Annotated in this window: 18 protein-coding genes; 14 read left to right on the top strand and 4 right to left on the bottom strand. The window is 48.5% G+C overall.

All coding sequences use genetic code 11. The features are described 5' to 3' along the window. Positions 1-19: 19 nt before the first annotated feature. The 4 genes from ACWHX8_RS11450 to lon all read right to left on the bottom strand — a co-directional run bounded on the left by ACWHX8_RS11450 (position 20) and on the right by lon (position 5,522). On the bottom strand, positions 20-1,414 hold the full coding sequence (locus ACWHX8_RS11450; RefSeq protein WP_447968256.1) for an HD domain-containing protein: 1,395 nt from the start codon (positions 1,412-1,414) through the stop codon (positions 20-22). Positions 1,415-1,540: 126 nt separating this feature from the next. Continuing rightward, on the bottom strand, positions 1,541-1,990 hold the full coding sequence (locus ACWHX8_RS11445) for a DUF2062 domain-containing protein (protein WP_447968255.1): 450 nt from the start codon (positions 1,988-1,990) through the stop codon (positions 1,541-1,543). A 21-nt stretch (positions 1,991-2,011) separates the two neighbouring features. Further along, positions 2,012-3,052, bottom strand: coding sequence for a thiamine-phosphate kinase (gene thiL / locus ACWHX8_RS11440; protein WP_447968254.1), 1,041 nt, complete (start codon positions 3,050-3,052; stop codon positions 2,012-2,014). A 4-nt stretch (positions 3,053-3,056) separates the two neighbouring features. After that, positions 3,057-5,522: an endopeptidase La gene (lon, locus tag ACWHX8_RS11435; RefSeq protein ID WP_447968253.1), complete on the bottom strand. Its 2,466-nt coding sequence runs from the start codon at positions 5,520-5,522 to the stop codon at positions 3,057-3,059. 484 nt (positions 5,523-6,006) lie between these two features. Between lon and bamA the strand changes: the two genes are divergently transcribed. The 14 genes from bamA to ACWHX8_RS11365 all read left to right on the top strand — a co-directional run bounded on the left by bamA (position 6,007) and on the right by ACWHX8_RS11365 (position 21,376). After that, positions 6,007-8,334: an outer membrane protein assembly factor BamA gene (bamA, locus tag ACWHX8_RS11430; RefSeq protein WP_447968252.1), complete on the top strand. Its 2,328-nt coding sequence runs from the start codon at positions 6,007-6,009 to the stop codon at positions 8,332-8,334. Positions 8,335-8,360: 26 nt separating this feature from the next. Beyond that, on the top strand, positions 8,361-8,939 hold the full coding sequence (locus ACWHX8_RS11425; protein ID WP_447968251.1) for an OmpH family outer membrane protein: 579 nt from the start codon (positions 8,361-8,363) through the stop codon (positions 8,937-8,939). Positions 8,940-9,080: 141 nt separating this feature from the next. Continuing rightward, positions 9,081-9,524, top strand: a complete 444-nt coding sequence (gene fabZ, locus ACWHX8_RS11420) for a 3-hydroxyacyl-ACP dehydratase FabZ (protein WP_447971904.1) — start codon at positions 9,081-9,083, stop codon at positions 9,522-9,524. Positions 9,525-9,546: 22 nt separating this feature from the next. Then, a complete protein-coding gene (gene lpxA, locus ACWHX8_RS11415; protein WP_447968250.1) occupies positions 9,547-10,356 on the top strand; it encodes an acyl-ACP--UDP-N-acetylglucosamine O-acyltransferase in 810 nt (269 codons plus the stop codon). Positions 10,357-10,397: 41 nt separating this feature from the next. Next, positions 10,398-11,246, top strand: coding sequence for an LpxI family protein (locus ACWHX8_RS11410; protein ID WP_447968249.1), 849 nt, complete (start codon positions 10,398-10,400; stop codon positions 11,244-11,246). 92 nt (positions 11,247-11,338) lie between these two features. Continuing rightward, a complete protein-coding gene (locus ACWHX8_RS11405; RefSeq protein ID WP_447968248.1) occupies positions 11,339-12,289 on the top strand; it encodes a Gfo/Idh/MocA family protein in 951 nt (316 codons plus the stop codon). Between the two features lie 34 nt (positions 12,290-12,323). Then, positions 12,324-13,466: a lipid-A-disaccharide synthase gene (gene lpxB / locus ACWHX8_RS11400; RefSeq protein ID WP_447968247.1), complete on the top strand. Its 1,143-nt coding sequence runs from the start codon at positions 12,324-12,326 to the stop codon at positions 13,464-13,466. Then, the gene (gene msbA, locus ACWHX8_RS11395) at positions 13,463-15,220 is read left to right on the top strand and encodes a lipid A export permease/ATP-binding protein MsbA (protein ID WP_447968246.1); all 1,758 of its coding nucleotides are present in this window, start codon (positions 13,463-13,465) and stop codon (positions 15,218-15,220) included. The genes lpxB and msbA overlap by 4 nt, the downstream gene beginning before the upstream one ends. 5 nt (positions 15,221-15,225) lie before the next feature. Continuing rightward, the gene (locus ACWHX8_RS11390; protein WP_447968245.1) at positions 15,226-15,909 is read left to right on the top strand and encodes a lysophospholipid acyltransferase family protein; all 684 of its coding nucleotides are present in this window, start codon (positions 15,226-15,228) and stop codon (positions 15,907-15,909) included. A gap of 98 nt (positions 15,910-16,007) precedes the next feature. Further along, positions 16,008-17,336 carry a 3-deoxy-D-manno-octulosonic acid transferase gene (locus tag ACWHX8_RS11385; protein WP_447968244.1) on the top strand — a complete coding sequence of 443 codons (1,329 nt, stop codon included), beginning with the start codon at positions 16,008-16,010 and terminating at the stop codon, positions 17,334-17,336. Between the two features lie 33 nt (positions 17,337-17,369). Beyond that, positions 17,370-18,461, top strand: coding sequence for a tetraacyldisaccharide 4'-kinase (lpxK, locus tag ACWHX8_RS11380; RefSeq protein ID WP_447968243.1), 1,092 nt, complete (start codon positions 17,370-17,372; stop codon positions 18,459-18,461). A gap of 71 nt (positions 18,462-18,532) precedes the next feature. Continuing rightward, positions 18,533-19,609, top strand: coding sequence for a lipopolysaccharide heptosyltransferase II (gene waaF, locus ACWHX8_RS11375; protein ID WP_447968242.1), 1,077 nt, complete (start codon positions 18,533-18,535; stop codon positions 19,607-19,609). Further along, complete coding sequence (locus ACWHX8_RS11370) at positions 19,606-20,187, top strand: D-glycero-alpha-D-manno-heptose-1,7-bisphosphate 7-phosphatase (protein ID WP_447968241.1); 582 nt, start codon at positions 19,606-19,608, stop codon at positions 20,185-20,187. The genes waaF and ACWHX8_RS11370 overlap by 4 nt, the downstream gene beginning before the upstream one ends. A 151-nt stretch (positions 20,188-20,338) precedes the next feature. Next, a complete protein-coding gene (locus tag ACWHX8_RS11365; protein ID WP_447968240.1) occupies positions 20,339-21,376 on the top strand; it encodes a glycosyltransferase family 9 protein in 1,038 nt (345 codons plus the stop codon). Positions 21,377-21,414: the final 38 nt, after the last annotated feature.

Here is a 21,414-nt window from a genome sequence, read left to right as displayed (position 1 = left end):
TTGTTCAGTTTCAGCAAGCCTATCCCTCTTCTCCCAAGACGTGCTTGGCCGCTAGAGCGAGTTCTGTATCGGCGTTGTGGTTGTGCGTGTAAATGCGAAATTGCACAATTCTTGCCGGGAGATATTCAAAAAACGTTTGTAGACTCTCTTTGGCGACATGATGGGTGGAGGGGTCGTAGACAAAAATTTGAAATCCACCCATATTCAGCAGATTGATTGGACGTGGATCTTGATGAGCCATATCAATCCAAAATTTCATGGTCCGTAGGTGAGGGGGAAGAGCCTTGCGAATGTGATCTTCAAGCCGTGAAGACTGAACGCGTTTGCGATTTCTTGAGTCGGTTGGAATTGAAACGAGGGTCGTATACGCCATTTTCCATTTAACGTTTCTGGTTAAGATTCTTCCCCATTCCCGCCCAAGTCGCTTCTTGACGCGGTGGGTATCACGTTCCCATGCCCGGACAGCTTCAATGATGTGCCAATCGGTGAGTGCAAGATAGGTGTCAAGATCATCAAGGGGATTGTGCGGGTAGAGATATCGCATGGTGTCGGAAAAAATTTCTTGCAAATGTAAGTCAATGGCTCTTGTCGTACGATGGTAGTACACGTTGGTATACAAATAGAGTCGTGCATGTAAAAACATTTGTAATGCAGGGAGACCTGATTTGTGAATCGTGAGGCCTTTATTGGTGAAAAATGTATAGTGAATGAGTCGTTCAATATCGACTGGACCAATGGCGACCCCACACATGTAGGAATCACGAAGGATATAGTCACAGTTATCAGCTGTGTAGACTCCGCCCAAAAGAGGTTGTAAGGCGGTGAGCCATGGAGGATACCCCTGAGTCGGCTTGTGTGGATCTTTGAGAATGAGAAACGCGACATGGTCGGGGTTGAGTCGTTCACCTGACATGAAAGGGCCGGATGGACTACGAGTGATCTGTTCAATGATCGTCCCTAGTTTCGTTCGGATAATGACTTGCCCAATTTGTTCATGGGTAAGATGAAATCGATTCAGGAAATGATGATCGAAGAAATGGCAGAACGGCCCATGCCCCACATCGTGGAGTAGGGCTGCGACGCGAAGTAATTCTTCGATATAGGGTTGGGAGGGTACATCATGAACCATATGGCACAGCGTCGGGTACACATGAGTAGCGAACCGTCCAGCCAGATGCATGGCTCCCAACGAATGTTGAAACCGAGTGTGTTCCGCTGCAGGGTATACCCAATGCGCACTTTGCAGTTGGTAAATATATCGTAATCGTTGCAGCCAAGATGAATCGATCAGATCTTGTTCTGTACGTTCGTGTGAGGTTCCATCTGTACGCGGAACCGTGAAGGTGATATAGCCATGAATTGGATCAGCGATGAGAGAGGTGCCGTCATGTGGAAGTCGTGGGTCCTGTTTCATAGGCGAATCCGAATTTCTTTTGATGTATTGTTGTTTATGCGGAAATTGTCGGTTAACCGTTCTTGCGTCGTATGGCCGTGGCGCATGTGATCGTGGAATGTTTTGAGCCGCATATTGCGAGTTATTCTAGTGCGATTTATTTGAACGGTAGCGATGAATAACAAATAACATAATAGGGTAGGCGAGGAGTGCACTCATGAGCCCAAGGATACACCCTCCGAATATGAAGGGGAGCAAGTAGGGGGTAAGGCTTTCAAAGAGGTTGTCAAAATGGAGGTGTGAGAAGTCAATACTTGGTGTTGTGGATGATCCAAACACGGTCAGTCCTGTGTAGAGTGTGACCCCTAATATAGGGGCAATGGTCCATGGGTTATTCAGGAAGGCTCCCATGAGCATGGCGACGTAATTGAGCCGAAACGCCCAGGCTAATAGGACTACGCTAACGGTATGAAATCCATAATGGGGGGCAAAAGCAATAAAGACTCCAAGCGCAAAGGCGAAAGCTGTTCGTTGCGGTGATTCCTCAAGATGCAGGATTTGGACAAGCTGCTCACGAACGTGTTTTATTGATACCACAAGCGTTGCCTGCAGGGAATATTACTGAAAATGATCATAACTATTTTGAGGCAGGGCTTGTCGAGCACCATCTTCTAATAGGATGTGAAGCCCTTGTTGGGACGGTCGAATCGTTCCGATGCGGGTAATCAGATGTCCGAGACGGATCGCCATACGTTCTAGTCGTTTCTGATTTTTTGGTGAAACCGTAAACAGCAGTTGATAGTCTTCCCCACTCGCAAGTGAGATCTTCATTTGTGAGTCGCGGCTATACGAGATATACGCGGCACATTGCGTTGAGATCGGAATATTCGACATTTCAATATCGGCTCCAACATGACTGGCTTGACACAGGTGATGCAAATCTCCTGACAAACCATCTGACAGGTCTATGGCTGCTGTGGCCAGGCGACGTTTCGCTAATATTTGACCAAGATGGACTTGTGGAGTTGGATGAAGATGACGCTGTATCAGAAATCGTACGACAGACTTGGGTAGTTGTCCAGTATATCGAGACGCGTTGTCTTGTAATAATCGTAGGCCTGCAGCGGAGTCGCCAAGTGTTCCCGTCACGTAAATCTGATCTCCGACATGTGCTCCGTTTCGACACAACGCGTGTCCGGCTTTGACCTTCCCAATGATTGTGATGCTGATGCAGACATCAGTCTTGGACGCACAGGTGTCGCCCCCGATGACGGCGATGCGAAAAGTCCGACAGATGTCTCGAAGTCCGCGATAGAGCGCCCGTACTTGTACAAGTGGGTGAGATGGTGGAACGGCCAACCCAATGAGCAGGTATTGGGGCGTCCCTCCCATGGCGGCCATGTCGCTGATATTCACGGCAGCCGATTTGTAGCCGATTTCTCGATATGATGCGTAGCGTGAATCGAAATGAATGCCTTCAAGCAAGAGATCTTTTGAGACGAGCCATTCGTTTCCGGATGTTGGTGTGACAATGGCCGCATCGTCCCCGATACCGCGGGGTGATGGCAGACTGCAGTCAACAAGATCTTGCTGGATCGTTTTGAGTAACTCAAATTCGCCAAGATCTGAGACGGTTCTCCGAGAGGGAGTGCGAGGCATATGATCAGCGGGCTGAAGATTTTCGGCTTGTGATTTTTCGTCTTTTGGTGGACTTCGTGCGTGAAGGCTTCGCGATTACGCGTCGTGTCGTGGGAGTTTTGCCATTCAGAGCTTGCTGTGAGACTCGAGGTTTGCTCTTTTTTCGAAGTGCCGTTTTCAATACCTCGGCCATCGATTCGACGAAGACAAATTCGAGATCTTTCATGAGATGCTTTGGGATATCATCTAAGTCTTTTTCATTGCGTTTGGGAAGGATGATGCAGGTCAGTTTTGCACGTTTGGCCGCAAGAATTTTTTCTTTAAGCCCGCCAACCGGGAGCACGCGTCCGCGAAGCGTAATTTCGCCGGTCATGGCCACATCGCGCCGGGTTGGAATATTACTCAAACTCGAAGCCAAGGCCGTTGCCATGGTAATGCCTGCTGAAGGCCCGTCTTTGGGGATGGCCCCTGCTGGAACGTGAATATGAATGTCTTTTTTGGTGAAGAGATCAGCATGAATATTCAAAACTTTGGCTTGCGTTCGAATGTAACTGAGTGCCGCTTGCGCAGATTCTTTCATCACTTCACCGAGATGCCCTGTCAAGGTGAGGTTGCCTTTGCCATTGATAGACGAGGCTTCAATGTAGAGGACGTCTCCGCCACTTTCCGTCCACGCCAATCCAGTGACGACGCCGATTTCGTCATGTTCTTGTTCCTGGTCCGGGAGAAACTTCGGTGCGCCTAAATATTTATTGAGTGTTCCTGGCGTGACGGTTGAGCGAGTCGTTCGCCCTTCTGCGACACGTTTGGCCACTTTGCGCATGACATGCGCAATTTCACGTTCAAGGTTTCGAACCCCGGCTTCTCGCGTGTAATGAGAAATAATTTGTTGAATCACCGGTTCCGTGAGCCGGAGATGATCCTCGGTGATGCCGTGTTCGTCTAATTGTCGAGGAATGAGGTAGCGCTGAGCAATGCCAAGCTTTTCTTCCTCGGAATATCCAGGAATGCTGATAACTTCCATGCGATCGCGTAGGGCTGAAAGAATAGGATCTGTCAAATTAGCCGTGGTGATAAACATCACGTCACTCAAGTCAAATGGAACGCCGAGATAATGATCGGTAAACGCATGGTTTTGTTCAGGGTCTAATACTTCTAGGAGCGCAGCGGACGGATCGCCTCGAAAGTCCATGCCGACTTTGTCAATTTCATCAAGCATAAAGACCGGGTTGTTTGTGCCGGCTTGCTTTAAGCCTTGAATGATTCGCCCAGGGAGGGCGCCAACATATGTGCGTCGATGTCCACGAATTTCGGCTTCGTCTCTGGTGCCGCCGAGGCTGATACGAATAAATTCCCGTCCCAGGGCTTTTGCAATGGATTTGCCCAGAGAGGTTTTACCGACCCCCGGGGGACCGACAAAGCAAAGGATCGGACCCTTCATTTTTTCTTTGAGTTTTCGAACGGCTAAATATTCTAAGATACGTTCCTTAACTTTTTCCAGATCATAATGATCTTGGTGCAGGACCTTGGTGGCGGCTTTAATATCCAAGTTGTCTTGTGAACGGTGGCTCCAGGGAAGGTCAACCATCCATTCTACATACGTTCGAACAGTGCCAGACTCAGCGGCATCGGGATGCATTTTCTCTAAACGCTTCAGCTGCTTTTCGCATTCTTTGAGAACTTTGTCTGGCATTTTCGCATCGGTCATGCGTGTTCGAAACTCGGAGACTTCTTCTCCTCGGTCATCCAATTCCCCCAATTCTTTTTGAATGGCCTTTAATTGCTCGCGCAAAAAATATTCTCGCTGGGTTTTATCCATCTCGCCTTTGGCTTGAGCCTGAATTTTCTGTTGCATCGACAAGACTTCATGTTCTTTGGCGAGGATTTCTCTGACGCGGGTGAGCCGCTTGAACGGATGTTCAATTTCTAACACTTCTTGCGTCATGTCCACTTTAAGGCCCAGATTGGAGGCAATGATATCTGCGAGTCGTCCTGGTTCATCAAGGTTTTCAATGACTGTAAGAACATCGGGCATGATGACTTTGCCAAGACTCACCAATTGTTCAAGTGACTCTTTAGTCGTTCGCATCAGAGCTTCATGCTCAAGCGATACGTGAGGGATGTGGGTGTCTACGATTTTTTCTATATTGACGGTATAAAATGGTTTCGATTGTGTGTAGTCTAGAATGCGCGCTTTGGCCAGGCCTTGCACGAGGATTTTGATCCGTTCATCTGGAAGCTTAAGCATCCGCATGATCATGCCAACCGTGCCGACTGTGTGTAATTCATCAGGTTTCGGCAATTCGATCTCTTGTGTTTTTTGCGTGGTGAGAAAGATCATCCGATCGCCAGCCAATGCCTCTTCGATGGCCTTGATGGAGACGTCACGCCCTACAAACAGGGGTAGCACCATATACGGAAAGACCACGATATCGCGAACGGGAAGGAGTGGGAGTGATGAAGGGATTTCGGCTTGAGGACGTTCTTCCATAGCTAACGGTTCTTCCATAAGTGATGTAATAGACTTAGTATGGCTTACGTGGCGGTATCACGGTTGGCAAGAATGCATGAGACGTACGTGAACGTGCACATGCAATCTTGGCGCAATGGGTCTGTGGGTTAGGCACGATCATGGTGACGATACTAGGAGAAGGGTAAAAATAATGTCAAGAAAATCTCGTCATTCTGAAATGATCACGATGTAGCGCGACACCGTACTTTACAAGAATCGTATTTCAACTATATAATTCGATGTCTTCCTATAAGAGTATTCAAGTCTTACAAATTCTTAGCATTCCTACCCTGGTCGTGGGCAAACTGTTTCGGACTTTCCCTGCTCACTGGTTGGGTATGACCAATCAATAACTCTTGTCTAATTCAGCATTTTTCATTCAGAGTTTTCATTCCATACTGTACTCCGTGCTGGGGAATTCGTATGTCCATCGATCCCGAGATGACGGAAAATGGGTTGGTGGATGAACGATTGTTGGCGTCGATATCTCGCTGTCTGTAGTTGTCACGCTGTTCGCCCAGGAATGGTACACCTTTGGGTATTGGTGGTGAGCCTTGGTGTACTGTGTGGTTGGCCACTGTCTGTGGTGGCAGCCGAGGAGGACCCGAGCATTCGCTCGATTCGTATTCAAGGGACTGAACATATTGACGTGCAGGCGATTGAATCGAAATTGACGCTCGAACCCGGGAATCCTTTTCGTGCCGATGAGGTGCGTGCGGAAATCCAGCATATTTACGAAATGGGATTTTTTGAGGATGTGCAGGTCGAAACGCAACGAAAGCCTGATGGGGTTGATATTGTCTTTGTTGTCCGTGAGAAAGCCTTTAATATTGAAACGGTGTTTGATGGGAACGACGAATTGTCCGAAGACAAGTTGAAAGAAAAGGTTACAGTCCAGAGTCAAGTGTTTTTAGATCAAGAGCAAGTCAATGTCAGTGCCGAAAATATTCGAAAAGCGTATGAAGAAGAAGGCTATTATCATGCGCAAGTGGTTCCCGTGATGGAGGTTATTAGTCAAAATCAAAATCGATTGACATTTTTCATCCAAGAAGGTCCTCAAGCGCACATCAAAACAGTCACATTTGAAGGACGAACCATATTGACACGAAAGGAATTGCTCGGCGGGATGGCGACTCGTGAGTGGTCTCTTCCATGGTCATGGTTTACCGACGCGGGCATATTGAAGCAAGACGAAATTCCTAACGACGTGGAGCGCATCAAAGAAGCCTACATGAATCGAGGATATCTTGATGTGCAAGTGGGCATGCCTGCGATTGAACTCGATGAGCAAAAGGAATGGTTTGAACTGAATTTCCCAATCGTCGAAGGTGAGCCCTATATCGTGGCTTCGGTGAAGATCAAGGGAAATACGATCTTTACAGATCAAGAATTGAAAGAAGGGCTTTCAATTCAACCTGGAGAGGTTTTTCAACGGGCAAAGGTGAGAGAAGAGGTCACGCGTCTAACCGATCTCTACGGAGAACGGGGATATGCCTTTGCCGAACCTGTTCCCGCCATTCAACCGGATCCGGAAAGCCGAAGTACGGAAGTTGTGATTACGATTACCGAAGGGGAACTGATTCGTATACGCAACATTCGCATTACAGGCAATGGGAAAACCCGGGACAACGTGATCCGGCGTGAGTTGCGAGTCGATGAACGGGATATGATCGATTCAGTGGCGATGAAGCGGAGTTTTGAACGGCTGAATAATTTAAACTTTTTTGAAACCGTTGAAATTCTGCCTCAGCAGATTGATGAAGGACAAGTTGACCTTGAAGTGAAAGTCAAAGAGAAGCCGACGGGATCATTCAGTATCGGCGGAGGGTTTAGTACACTCGACCAATTCACCGCCATTGCCGATATCACGGAAGGAAATCTTTTCGGGCTTGGCTATACCGGAAGAATTCGTGGGCAGGTGGGTGGACGTCGAACCTTAGGTGTGATCACCTTTCGAAACCCAGCCCTCTATGATGGATTGACGTCTATGCAGATTGATGGGTTTCAAACTAACACGGATTTCTTGACCTATGAGGAAAAGAAGACTGGGGGAAATATCACTTTTGGCCGATCATTTTCAGAATATATTTCTGGAAGTTTTACCTTTGTCGCTGAGCGAATTCGGATTTCCAATCCCCGGTCCGACGCGCCAGAACTTATCTTAAGTCAAGTCGGGTCACAAACCACAACGGGATTTCGAACAGCCTTATTCCGGGATTCTCGAGACTTCTTCCTTGACCCGCGGCGTGGGGCCCGAGTCGGCGTGAATGCCAGCTTTGGAACGGAATTGCTTGGCGGGACAAATGATTTTTATTCTCTGGCATTTGATGCGTTGCGGTATACACCGTTACCAATTTGGGATCTTCGCGTCGCAACACGGGCGCGAGTGGGTGTGGCCAAGGGGTATAATGGCGATGACGTGCCGCTGCCTGAATTGTTTTTCGTCGGAGGCATCAATACCGTCAGAGGTTTTAAGTTTGGTCGTGCAGGGCCTGTTACGGCGAGTCGGACATTGCTTGGAGCCACGAAGCAATTAATCTTTAATGTGGATTTGATCTTTCCCATTTTGGCCGAAGCCAAGCTGAACGGCGTCGTCTTTTTCGATTACGGAGAAGGGTTTTCCAAAACCAAAACCTTTGATATTTGTTGTAATCTTCGACCTGCGACAGGACTTGAAGTGCGGTGGATTTCTCCATTTGGCCCTCTTCGCGCTGCCTATGGAGTGCCAATATCTCGACGGTCACGAGAAAAGCGAGGCGTGTTCGAGTTTTCGGTGGGCTCGGTGTTTTAACCATGATATTGGAAGAGGCCTCAGGTATGCATACTACTATGTTCCACATTCGTCCGTTGTTTAGTGGAAAGTCGACTCTTTGGTTCCTCACGATCTGCATAGGATTTGGAAGCCTCACAGGCTGTTTGTCAACCGCACCGGCCGTTGAACGGCCTGGTATGATTGCGGTGGTGGACTTTCAACGAGTGCTTGAAGAAACGCGTGCGGGAAAAGACCTGAAGGAGTCATTTGATCGTTTCGTGAAAGATCGTCAGGTCCTGCTTGAACTTGAGCAACAAGAGATTCAACAGATGCGCAATGACCTGGTGAATCAAGGGAGTGTATTAAGTGAATCCGCGAGACGCCAACGAGAAGAAAAGTTTCAACGTCGTGTACGCGATTATCAAGTCAAAGAAGCCGCTTTGTCTCGTGAACTGCAAGGCAAACAACAAGATCTGATGGCAGAGTTTCGGTCGAACGTGACGGACATTGTCTCGCAGCTGGCGCAAGATCGGGAGTTTGTTATTGTGTTGGAACATGGCCAAGGTTCATCGACCCTCTATCATCAACCTCATTTAGATATTTCTGATGACATAATCAAAAAAATGGATCAAGATGAATCATAATTGCTCGTCTGTTGCCCCGCGAACGTGGATCTATGGGATATTGCATGTCGCAGGCGGCCATGCATCTCGGCAATGGACGACATGGTTTTCACTCTCTATCCACTCAGTTATGGAAGGAGGATCATTGTGGCTGGCCTTGAAATCACCTGTCAGGAAATTCAATCCATATTACCTCACCGTTATCCGTTCCTCTTAGTCGACAAAATCATTGACTTTGAAGCCGGTCGACGTATCACCGGAATAAAAAATGTGACCTGTAACGAGCCGTACTTTCCAGGGCATTTTCCCGGACAACCGGTCATGCCTGGGGTCCTTCAGTTAGAAGTCATGGCGCAAGTTGGCGCGGTGTTGGCTTTAAAGGGCGCACAGGGGCCTGGACGGTCAATTGTCTATCTTGCCGGCGTAGACAAAGCCAAGTTTCGAAAGCCCGTGTTTCCTGGAGATCAATTGAAGGTTGAAGTTGAAGTCCTGAAGCAAAAGTCTGCCTTTTGGAAAATGCAAGGGAAAATACTTGTCGATTCAACGCTTGTCTGTGAAGCGGAAATGACAGCCATGGTGACACAGGAATCGGCAACTCATTCATAACCCGTTCTATGGATTGGAACATATGAATATTCATCCAACAGCGATTGTACACCCCAAGGCTGAAATTGATGATAATGTCAGTATTGGTCCGTATTGTCTTGTGGGCGAACATGTTAAAATTCGCCAGGGTACTGAGCTCGTTGCTCATGTCAATGTCGAAGGCCATACAGAAATTGGTCAACGCTGCAAACTGTTTCCGTATTCGTCTATTGGCTCTCCTCCTCAACACCTTCAATATAAAGATGAACCCACCAAAGTTGTCATCGGGGATGACAATATTTTGCGAGAATATGTGACCGTTAATCGTGCAACCAGTTTTGGTGGCGGAGTTACGCGTATCGGCCATCATAATTTTCTTATGGCCTATGTGCATGTGGCGCATGATTGTGAATTGGGCGATAACATCGTCATGGCCAATGCCGCAACGCTGGCAGGGCATATATATATCGGAAATTATTCTGTCATTGGCGGGTTGGTGGGAGTGCATCAGTATGTGCGGATTGGTGAGTATGCGATGGTTGGCGGGTGTTCTGCCTTAGGGCGCGATGTCCCCCCGTTTTTACGTGCAGCAGGCGGCTATCGAGCACGATTATTCGGACTCAACTCGATTGCGCTTAGGCGCTATAAGTTTGGCAGTGAACGTATCGCGAATCTGAAGGGCGCGTTTGACGTGCTTTTCCGACAGAAACATTCGATCAGTGAAGCCACAAAGCTCGTCCGTACTCAATATGAACATAGCGCCGATGTATTGAAACTTGTCACATTCATCGAAAGTTCTCGTCGTGGTACTTGTCGAGGCGCGTCGAGAGAATTAGATGAAGAAGAAGTCTAATCTCGTAGTCTCACAGTTGGCGTCCGAGTTATTCCGAAAAAATGCCACCATTGCAAAAGGATGAACGAATCGGTTTAATCGCTGGGAACGGACGGTTCCCGATAATATTTTCTGAGCGGGTTCGAAAATTGGGCTATCGAGTTTCGGCCGTTGCCCATATTGGCGAGACCTCCGCTGAACTTGAAGCAGCGGTTGAATGGATTCAGTGGGTGAAAATCGGCCAGTTCAATAAGGTTGTCCAAGCCTTTCGAAAACATGATATACACCAAGCCGTGATGCTTGGGGGGTTCAAAAAGACTCATGTGTTTTCCACCGTCAGCCCGGACCTTCGAGCCTTGATGTTGTTGAGTAAGCTAAAGGATTGGAAGGATGATGGGATTCTTCGTGCCGTAGCCGGGGAGCTAGAACGAGAAGGTATTCACATTATTGATTCCACCTTTGGTTTAGAAGATATTCTTGTCGAGGAAGGAGTCTTGACGAACAGAAAGCCAACCAAGAAGGAGTGGGACGATATTCAGTTTGGTTGGGAAATGGCTCATGACATTGGCCGTTTAGATATTGGGCAGTGCGTTGTGGTGAAAAATCGAGCCGTCGTGGCCGTTGAAGCTGCGGAGGGAACCGATGAAACCATTCGACGCGGTGGCCGGTTAGCACAAAAAAATGCTGTGGTGGTCAAGCGGTGCAAACCAACCCAAGATTTACGCTTTGACCTCCCGGCTATCGGTCCCATTTCCGTGGAACGAATGGTTGAAGCGAAGGCATCTGTGTTGGCTCTGGAAGCTGGACGCACGATTGTCCTTGATCGAGACCTTGTCCTCGAACAGGCCAATGCCAACCGCATTGCCATTGTGGGCATATCGGCATCGAGTGGAGAGCTGTCTCCGATGTGAGGGGCTATTCAGTTTTCGAACATAATATGTGAGTGGGCATAAGGCACTCGTCCTCACGTTTCTTGTATGACAATGAAAGTATGTGATTACGAATGAATCAACTCAAGGTTGGAGTGATTGGAGTTGGGCATTTAGGACAACATCATGCAAGAATTTATTCTGCCCTTCCTGAAGCTCGACTTGTTGCGGTATCGGATATCGATACGGCACAAGGTCACGCCATTGCCGACAAATTTCATGTGCCATGCTATGAGAACTTTGATCGTCTCTTGTCAGAGGTGGATGCGGTCAGCGTTGCTGTACCAACGTCCCAACATTACCCTGTTGTTCGTGCCTGTCTCGAAGCTGGCGTGCATGTTCTTGTTGAAAAGCCCATTACTTCCCTCATTGAAGATGGCCGGACGTTGGTCTCACTGGCCAAACATTACGAATGCGTTCTTCAAGTTGGCCATGTCGAACGTTTCAATCCCATCGTCGAGATCGTCCGCCCTTTGATTCATAATCCAGGGTTTCTTGAATGTCATCGACTGAGTCCGTTTCAACCGCGAGGAACGGATGTCGATGTCGTACTTGATTTGATGATTCATGATCTTGATATTGTGTTGTCGTTGAATCTGGGGGCAATCGTGTCGATTGACGCGTCTGGATTAGCAGTGCTCACCGATCAAGTGGATATCGCCAATGCTCGTATTGGTTTTGCGAATGGTAGTGTGGCGACGTTTACGGCGAGTCGGATCTCAACAGGGAGACTTCGAAAGTGTCGCGTGTTTCAATCTCAGGCATACTTTTCTATCGATTACCAGGGTCGGCAAGCCGTCATACATCGTCGAAATGGACGGAATGATGGAGGTGTCAGCGTGAAAACGGATCAACTTTCTGGAGGCGACGGTGAGCCGCTCCAACGCGAGTTGCGTGCCTTCATTGCCGCAATCAACACGCAGTCGACTCCGCTGGTGTCTGGAGAGGATGGTGTGGCGTCGTTAGATTTGGCACATCAAATACTCACCAAGATTCATTTAGCAGCAGCTATGGCAGAATCTTGAGAGTCATGAAACTGATGACTGTACGCAGACTATTGTGAAATCTTCACCACGAATTCTTATTGTGACTGGAGAAGCTTCAGGCGATTTGCATGGCGCGAATCTCGCTAAAGAGCTCTACAGGTTACATCCCCAGATTCACATCGATGGCGTTGGCGGTCAACGCATGTCCGTTGAAGGTGTTCACTTACTTCCTGGCATTGAATCGGTTGATGCCATTGGCGTACCGGGGCTGAAGCAACTTCGTCGTGGGATGCGCACGTTGCGGAGCTTGAAAAAAATGCTAAGGAAGGACACGTATGATGCTGTTGTGTTGATTGATAGTCCAGGTATGAATCTTCGATTAGCCAAAACCGCGGTAAAAGCTAATCAGCATGTCATCTATTATATTGCACCGCAAATATGGGCATGGGGGAAACGCCGTCTGAGTGTGATTCAGCGTGCCGTGAGCCGTATGTTAGTGATTTTTCCTTTTGAAGAATCGTTGTACCGTCAGGCTGGCGTTCCTTGTAATTTTGTGGGACATCCCTTATTGGATGAGGTGCAATCGTCCTACGATCAAGGGGTCATTCGAAAGCAATTGGATATTCCGAACGGGTCGCGTGTCTTGGGCCTTCTGCCTGGAAGTCGAGAACATGAAGTGGAACGTTGTCTCCCAACAATGCTTGAAGCTGCGTGGGAAGTGAAAAAGGCTTTCCCTGATATCCACATTACCATTGCAAAATCATCGTCCGTGTCGCATGCTGGCATTCATGATAAAATCAAAGGCTATAAAAGTTTGCAGGTTTCTGTTGTGGACGATCAGCCAAATGAAGTCATGGCAGCGGCAGATCTGTTATTTGTGGCATCTGGAACAGCAACACTTCAGGCGGCCATTATCGGGACTCCTATGATTATTGTCTATCGTGTTCCGTGGTTGACCTTCGCCATTGCGCGACTTTTGATCAAAATACCCTATATTGGGTTAGTCAATATTGTGGCGGGTCGCCGTATTGTGCCTGAGTTCATTCAGCATGACATGACAGTCAAGCAGTTGGTTCCCGAAGCGCTTCGACTATTACATAATCCCCAGTTGCTTGACGATATGCGGAGTTCATTTCAGGGCGTTCGTGATGCGTTGGGTGATCCAGGGGCGTCTCGTCGTGCGGCAGAATGTGTGCTGGCGGAGGTGCAAGCGTGACGACTTTCTTGCGTCTGCTCCGATATGTTCACGCCTATCGAGTTCGATTAGCCGCGGCACTCGTGTGTTCAATAGGTGTTGCCAGTTTGCAGGCCACGTATGCGTGGCTCGTGCAGCCGCTGATGGATGGGATTTTTATCGAACAGGATGCCTATTGGTTTCGTGTGCTTCCAGCCATTATTTTGGGTGTGGCGATTGTGAAGGCGAGTTGTGCGTATGGACAGGCCTACCTGATGAGTTATGTCGGGAACTGGATCGTCTCAGACGTGCGGCATCAGTTATTTGTTCACATCGTGCGGTTACCCGTGAGGTTTCATGATGGGAATGCTTCAGGGCGATTAGTGGCACGCGTGATCAGTGATGTGAATGAAATGGCCAATGCCATTCCAAGTATTATGAAAGATCTTTTTCAGCAAGGCCTGACGTTTGTGGCATTGTTAGGCGTGGTATTTTACCAGAGCTGGAAATTGGCGATCGTCATGTTGTTTATCCTTCCCGCTTCGGCATTCGTGATTGTTCGTATTGGAAAACGATTGAGGAAACTTGCCACACGCGGTCAGGAAAGTATGGGGGATATGGCGGCTGTCCTGAAAGAAGCCTTTTCAGGAATTCGTCTTGTGAAAGCCTATGGGCGGGAGGAGTCAGAAGCGGAGCGATTTGATGTGACGAATCGAGCTTATCGATCGGCAAGCCAAAAGTCAGCCCAGGTTTCAGCGTTGTCATCACCGTTGATGGAGATTATCGGCGTCTGTGGTACCATGGTCATTACCTGGTATGGCGGACATCTGATCAGTATTGGGGCAATGACTCCAGGAGAATTTTCTTCATTCTTCGCGGCCATGTTTATGGCCTATGCTCCAATTCGTCGTCTTTCAGGTGCCAATCAGACGGTTCAACGCGCACTTGCTGCATCAAAGCGAGTCTTTGATGTCTTGGATCTGGAAACCGAGTTTGATCGCGATGACGGGAAAGCCATTCTTTCACCCATTGCACAGTCATTAGAGTTTCGTCATGTGACATTTTCATATGAAGGCAGTGATCGGCCAGCCGTGCAAGATATTTCACTGACCATTCAAGTTGGGGAAGTGGTTGCGCTGGTCGGAAGCAGCGGGAGTGGGAAATCCACCCTCGTCAGCTTGGTTCCTCGATTCTATCGCCCGTCAGATGGCATGCTCTTAATCGATGGACAGGATGTGCGTGAAGCCAGTCGAGCATCCTTGCGACGTCAAATCGGCATTGTGTCACAAGAAACGGTCTTATTCGATGACACGATACGAAATAATATTGCGTATGGACGTCCAGATGCCAACGATGCTGAGATTATCGATGCCGCGACATCCGCTTTTGCCTGGGAGTTTATTGAGCAACTCCCGAAGCAATTAGATACGCTGGTAGGAGAAGATGGAGTAAAGCTTTCGGGAGGCCAGAGACAACGGTTAGCGATTGCGCGAGCGATTTTGCGCGACCCACCCATCTTAATTCTAGATGAGGCAACGTCGGCTCTGGACTCTGAATCTGAGAGGCTTGTCCAGGCTGCACTTGCTAATTTAATGAGCCATCGAACTACGTTAGTGATTGCACACAGACTTTCGACAGTTCAGCATGCTGATCGCATTGTGGTGCTTGAGCACGGGCACATCGTTGAGATGGGTACGCATGCGGAATTGCTCAAGCATGGTGGAATCTATACTCGACTCTATCAGACGCAATTTGAACACACGGCCATTGCCTCGTTGGAATCACATACGGTCTAACGAATATGTCTGCTTCTCACTGGATAACGCTTCATCTTGTCCCAGTTTTGGGAGCCAGACTTATTCAATGGCTCGGGCATTCATTGGATGTGCGAAAACGGGGTGAGGATTCTGTTCATGAGCTATATCGTGAAGGGAAGTCTGTGATCTTTGCCTTTTGGCATGGACGGCAATGCATGATGCCGTTAGTGTATCGTGGGAAGCTGGCGTATATTTTAATTAGTCAACACCGGGATGGGGAATTGATTCATCGTATTGTTAGCCGATTGGGGTTTCGATCCGTAAGAGGGTCAACGACGAGGGGTGGGAGTGCGGCGTTTCGGCAATTGGTTCGTCATGGACGAAGTGGTGCGGATCTTGTTGTCACGCCCGATGGTCCCAAGGGGCCCAAGTGGAAGGTACAGGAAGGCGTGATTCATTTGGCGAAGCTGACCGGACAACCCATTGTTCCAGTGACCGTGGCGTACTCAAAAAAAAACTTTTCTCCAGTTGGGACCAGTTTGTGGTCCCCTATCCATTGGGGCAGGCTTTGTTTGTTTGGGGGGCTCCTTTGTGGGTTGATGCGACCTCTTCTCGCGAGGCGCTTGAGGGCAAGCGTCTTGAACTGGAACGCACATTGGTCAAGATCACTCTCGAAGCCGATGCAGAATTTTCTGAACAATAGAGCCTGGTATGCATTGGCCCGTTGATGGAAAGGCTGAGACCATTTCCTTTCATTCGTTTGCTCTCCAGTCAGTTGTGATGCGAGATTTTTTTGTCATGCGTGAGGGGTATGGTGGGGTACTTCTTGTACAATGTTCTCCTGCTGATCGCGTTTCCATTTATCGTGTTGGGGCTCCTAGTCAAGCCGCGATGTCGTCGCGGTCTTCTACAACGGTTAGGTCGAGTTCCCGACAATCTTAAGCACTTACCCGTTCCCGTCATTTGGATTCATGCCGTTTCTTTGGGAGAAGTCACGGCGGTGGTTCCCTTTGTGAAAGCCTTGCATGAGCAGTCTCCCAATTGTTCGCTGGTGATCTCCACTGTTACCGAAACAGGACGCGAAGTCGTTGAGCGACAATTACGTGGCATCGCTCAGCATTGTTATTGTCCTGTCGATTTTCCCTGGGCGGTACGGGCCTACATTCGTGCATTGCAGCCCGTGGCGTTTCTTCTTGTCGAAACCGAATTGTGGCCTAATCTTCTACGGTCCATGGCCCAACAACAGATTCCGACGATTCTTGTGAATGGGCGACTTTCCTCAAATTCCTATCAACGGTATCAACGCATTCAAGGTTTTATGAGACATGTGCTGTCTTCTATGACTCTCTGTTTAATGCAGTCTGAACGAGATGCTCAACGTATGATCAATCTCGGGGCCAACCCTGACACTGTTCTGAATAGTGGGAACATGAAATTTGATTCCATTGACACACAGCCAGAACATTATCCTGAATCGGTGTCCCGTTCCATACTCGGTCTTGCTCCGCACGAAAAATTGTTTGTGGCAGGAAGTACGCATCCTGAAGAGGAAGATCAGCTCCTCCGTTGCTACAAGCGCTTGTGTGACACTGTACCGTCTCTGGTGTTGCTCATGGCCCCTCGTCATATTGAGCGTAGCCAACAGGTTGAGGACAATATCATACGGCACGGTTTTCTGTGTTTTCGAAAGAGTCGTTTGCAGAATCACCATGGACAGAATGATGCATTGAAAACGCCACGGGTCATTCTGCTCGATACTCGAGGAGAGCTTGCGTCAATCTATGCGTTGGGATGGATTGCGTTTGTTGGAGGTACCTTGACGCCAATTGGGGGGCATAATCTCTTGGAGCCAGCCCGACATGGGATTCCTGTGTTCTTTGGGCCGCATACGGATCATTGTGTCGAGGTGGCTCGGATATTACAGGAAGCCGGAGGTGGGATTGAAGTTCAAGATGAGGATGAATTATTCAATCAAATCACAATGGCCCATGGCGATGAGTCATGGAGTCTTCGTGTTGGTCATGCCGCGCAGCAGGCTCTTACGGCACATCGCGGAGTCGTCAAACGCAATCTTCACAAGATCCAATCAGTTGTCCCTATCCTTGATGTAACTCACCCAGCGCGGTCAGCTGGAGATGTGGTTGGTAAGACGTGAGCAAACTATTCTGAGCACCGTCCATGAAATGTCATGATGTTGGATATTGGCATGCAAGCAGAGAAAAGCGTCTTGTGGTTTCACCGTCATTGCCCTGGCATACTTACCATGCTAACCATTCCGTATGGCCTGGTCGTTCAGACGAGAGGAAAGCTGTATGAGAAGGGATGGTTGCGAGAGGCTCGACTCCCGCGTCCTGTGATTAGTGTGGGAAACCTGACGGTTGGTGGAACTGGAAAAACTCCAGTGGTGATATGGTTGGCAAACTGGTTGCGAACGAATGGTAAACGAGTTGGAATCTTGAGTCGTGGATATCGTCGAGCCAATACCGCAGATTGTGTACTCGTGTCGGACGGTCGTGAATGTCTTGTGGGTCCGGAAGAAGTTGGTGATGAACCGTTTTTGATGGCGCAACGCTGTCCTGGGGCGGTGATTGCTGTTGGAAATGATCGATATAAGCTTGGTCTCTGGGCTCTTGAGCGACTCGACGTTGACTGTTTTCTGCTTGATGATGGTTTTCAGCATTTACGACTGTATCGAGACTGTAACCTGTTGTTGATTGATGCTTCAGATCGACGAGGTCTGTCCGCTCTGTTGCCAAGAGGGCGGCTACGGGAGCCTCTGATCGGCGCTCGACGAGCCACGGCTATTTTGATCACGCGCGCGAATCAGACTCGACAGGCTTTGGATATCATTCGACCTCTTCAGTCGGCCATTGGTCACGCCTTTTCTCCCATTCATATTGCATTCCATACGCCGACGATGATGAATGTCGCGACGCATGAAGTGAAGTCTAGCGATTGGCTTCATGGGAAGCGGGTTCTGATGTTTAGCGGTATCGGCAATGCCTTGTCGTTTCGTCTGGCAGTCGAACGCATGGGCGTGACAATCGTTCGCGAGTTGGAGTTTACTGACCATTTTCCGTATTCCGCGGCACACATTGAAAGCATTTGTGGGGACGCGCAACAACATGATGTGGATGTCGTCTTAACGACTGAAAAAGACGGAGTGAAAGTTTTTCCGTTGCTCAAGGGGCATGAGAATATTTGGGCCATGCGTCTTGAGACGAACGTTGAGGAAGGTGAGAAAGAATTCCTGGAGCTATTGAAGCGTGTTTTTGTATAGAGAAGGGACGTGTTGTTCCGATGCATCTTCCATATTCATTTTTGGTCACATGTTCATGAGTCTGCATATCAATGACTGATCAAAGTATTTCGAATATTGTCGTTCGAGCGCCTAATTGGATTGGCGACGCGGTGATGTGTACACCGGCTCTTATGGATATACGGGAATGCTTTCCGCATGCCAAGATTACCTTATGGGCAAGGCCTGCTATTGCAGAGTTATTAAGAGATCATCCCAGCATCAATACTGTATTGCTGTATCAACATCGGGGTACCCATGCAGGAATGATGGGGAAAGTACGTCTCATTCAAGAACTTCGAGCGCAGGAATTTCAGGTAGCTATTCTACTGCAAAATGCCTTTGAGGCAGCCTTTCTCTCTCTCTGTGCCAGTATTCCACATCGGTGGGGCTATGGAACGGATGGGCGAAGTTTTCTGCTTTCCAAAGCGGTGCCGCTGGGACACGGCAAAAAAGATCTGCACCAAGTCCGATATTATCAGAGCTTTATTCAGCAAGCCTTAGGGTATACGCTTCCACGTCGAATGCAGCTTGTGGCGTTTGATCATGATGAAGATTCCGTGAACCAACGCTTTCCGGAAGTTGTCACAGAGAATGGAGAGTATATGATTGGTCTGAATCCCGGCTCGGTCTATGGTTCATCGAAGCGATGGTTGCCGGATCGATTTGCCGAGTTGGCTGATCGCGTGTTGGATCATATTCGGCATCTAGCTGGATCGGCGGCAACGGTTAAGTGTGTGCTTGTCGGGGGGCCTGGAGAGGAGTTGCTCGCGAATAATATTGCTTCTTTGATGCAGTCCACGCCAATCGTCCTATCTGGGAAAACCTCGCTACGTGAACTTATGGTGATTATTAAACGGTGTTCGCTTTTTATTACCAACGATACGGGTCCTATGCACATTGCCGCGGCATTTCATGTTCCCCTTGTGGCGATTTTTGGATCAACGGATCCGGGGTATACGGCTCCGTTCGGTTTGGAGGATGCCGTGGTGCAGGAGTCCGTCAGATGCGCGCCTTGTTTCTTGCGTTCCTGCCCGATTGACCATCGCTGTATGACGCAAGTAACGGTTCAGCAAGCCTATGAAATGGCTCTGCGCCAACTTTCAAAAGCAGATGAGAGCGAATTGTGAAGCATAGAGGCATTACAGTCTTTGTCGATCGTGACGGAACCTTAAATGAAGATCCGGGATATCTGTCGAACCCCGATGCGCTGGTGTTGTATCCCGGTGTGGTTGAAGCCGTTGCCAAATTAAAGCAGGCTGAGTGTGCTGTGGTACTCGTTACGAATCAATCTGGAATTGGACGGGGGTATCTCACGAGAGTCGACTTGCTGGCTATTCATGATAAGCTTGAACGTTTATTGGAACAGGGTGGGGGGAGTTTGGATGGAGTTTTTTTCTGTCCTCATCTTCCTGACGCAGGTTGTGAGTGTCGTAAGCCGAAACCCGGGCTTATTCATCAGGCAGTTGAATCATTACAGGTTTCAGTGGCTCGAAGTTATATGGTTGGTGATAAGCGGAGTGATATGGAGTTAGCGAGTAATGTTGGAGCGATTGGCGTGTTGGTCAATACGAGTCCGGTAAGTCAAGACGCGATTGACGCAAAGAAGCGAGGTGAATTAAGTATTGAATGCATTACTTTAACTTTTCGTGAGGCAGTTGAATGGATTCTTCGGGATACACAGACAAGGCAGTGGAGTGTTGAGTAGGTATATGCGGTGCCTTGTCCATTATTCTTTTTGAGTACCTATAATTCTAAACAATTACATTAACTAGTGAATTTCACTTTAGACTGGCCCGTGCATGATTCCTGAGCCGAAGCGAATACTGCTTTTGAAGCCCAGTTCTCTGGGAGATATCGTGCACGCTCTTCCAACGCTTGCGTCATTACGTCAACGCTATCCGTTGGCAAGTATTACGTGGTTGATCAAAGTGGAGTGGGCTGAACTGTTGGAAGGCAATCCCGATGTTGATGAAGTCATTCCTGTTAATTTTCGTTTGCGGTACTGGCCTTCATTAGTTCGTCGGGTTCGTCAGGGGCAATACGATATGGTTATTGACCTTCAAGGACTATTTCGAACGGGACTCCTTGCTGGTCTCTCCGGTGCATCTGAACGTATTGGATTTGCTGAGGGACGAGAAGCGAGTCCATGGTTTTATACCCAACGGGTGGAGTTACCCTTGCCGATAGATCGTGCATGGCGTCTCCTTGACATGCATGCAGTGGATAGAAATTTAGCGATTGCTCGGTATCTTGGTGCGGAGACCGACGCTCCGACATTTTGGCTCCCTGATATCGAAGCTGATCGACGTATTGTTCGACAACGATTGGATGAAGCTGGAGTGAAGACGGGAGATCGACTCATTGCGATTGCGCCATTATCTCGTGAAGATATCAAAAATTGGCCGTTGGATCGTTTTGTGGATCTTACGGAAAATTTGGTGCATTGGCCGAATTGTAAGGTCGTGGTGCTTGGCTCACCTGCTCAGCAGTGGATTATGGAGAAATTTTCTAGCGTAACGAACGGGCAGTGCATTGATATGGTGGGGAAGCTTCGTCTACGTCAACTTGGAAGTCTCTTGCGTGAGATGGATGTACTGATTGCCAATGATTCGGCTCCTATCCATCTTGCCGTGGCCGTAGGAGTTCCAGTTGTCGGGCTATATGGTCCGACTCATGCTGGTGCGACTGGACCGTACAAGACGAGTGTACATCGGTCCTTGCATACGCAAACGACCCTCGCTTGTCGCCCCTGCGGACAAACCATCTGTCATCATGCCAAGGAAAAAGAATGCCTGACGATGATTTCTGTTGCTGAAGTCATGTGTGCGATCGAATCCATTCTAGGAGACTCAAACGTGAGCAGACATCATGTTGCTGAAAACCATCACTCATAATTGGTTGGCTGTATGGGTTATGAAAAGAATAAAGCCTG

It is taken from the genome of Nitrospira sp. M1 (assembly GCF_965152605.1).
Note: the sequence above shows the minus strand (reverse complement) of the source record. Positions and strands in the feature narration are given on the sequence as shown.

What these genes read in the sequence shown, in the direction of transcription:
- ACWHX8_RS11450 (WP_447968256.1), bottom strand. Translation starts at nt 1,414, where the DNA reads ATGAAACAGGACCCACGACTTCCACATGACGGCACCTCTCTCATCGCT.
- thiL (WP_447968254.1), bottom strand. Translation starts at nt 3,052, where the DNA reads ATGCCTCGCACTCCCTCTCGGAGAACCGTCTCAGATCTTGGCGAATTT.
- lon (WP_447968253.1), bottom strand. Translation starts at nt 5,522, where the DNA reads ATGGAAGAACGTCCTCAAGCCGAAATCCCTTCATCACTCCCACTCCTT.
- bamA (WP_447968252.1), top strand. Translation starts at nt 6,007, where the DNA reads ATGAACGATTGTTGGCGTCGATATCTCGCTGTCTGTAGTTGTCACGCT.
- ACWHX8_RS11425 (WP_447968251.1), top strand. Translation starts at nt 8,361, where the DNA reads ATGCATACTACTATGTTCCACATTCGTCCGTTGTTTAGTGGAAAGTCG.
- lpxA (WP_447968250.1), top strand. Translation starts at nt 9,547, where the DNA reads ATGAATATTCATCCAACAGCGATTGTACACCCCAAGGCTGAAATTGAT.
- ACWHX8_RS11410 (WP_447968249.1), top strand. Translation starts at nt 10,398, where the DNA reads ATGCCACCATTGCAAAAGGATGAACGAATCGGTTTAATCGCTGGGAAC.
- ACWHX8_RS11405 (WP_447968248.1), top strand. Translation starts at nt 11,339, where the DNA reads ATGAATCAACTCAAGGTTGGAGTGATTGGAGTTGGGCATTTAGGACAA.
- ACWHX8_RS11390 (WP_447968245.1), top strand. Translation starts at nt 15,226, where the DNA reads ATGTCTGCTTCTCACTGGATAACGCTTCATCTTGTCCCAGTTTTGGGA.
- lpxK (WP_447968243.1), top strand. Translation starts at nt 17,370, where the DNA reads ATGATGTTGGATATTGGCATGCAAGCAGAGAAAAGCGTCTTGTGGTTT.
- waaF (WP_447968242.1), top strand. Translation starts at nt 18,533, where the DNA reads ATGACTGATCAAAGTATTTCGAATATTGTCGTTCGAGCGCCTAATTGG.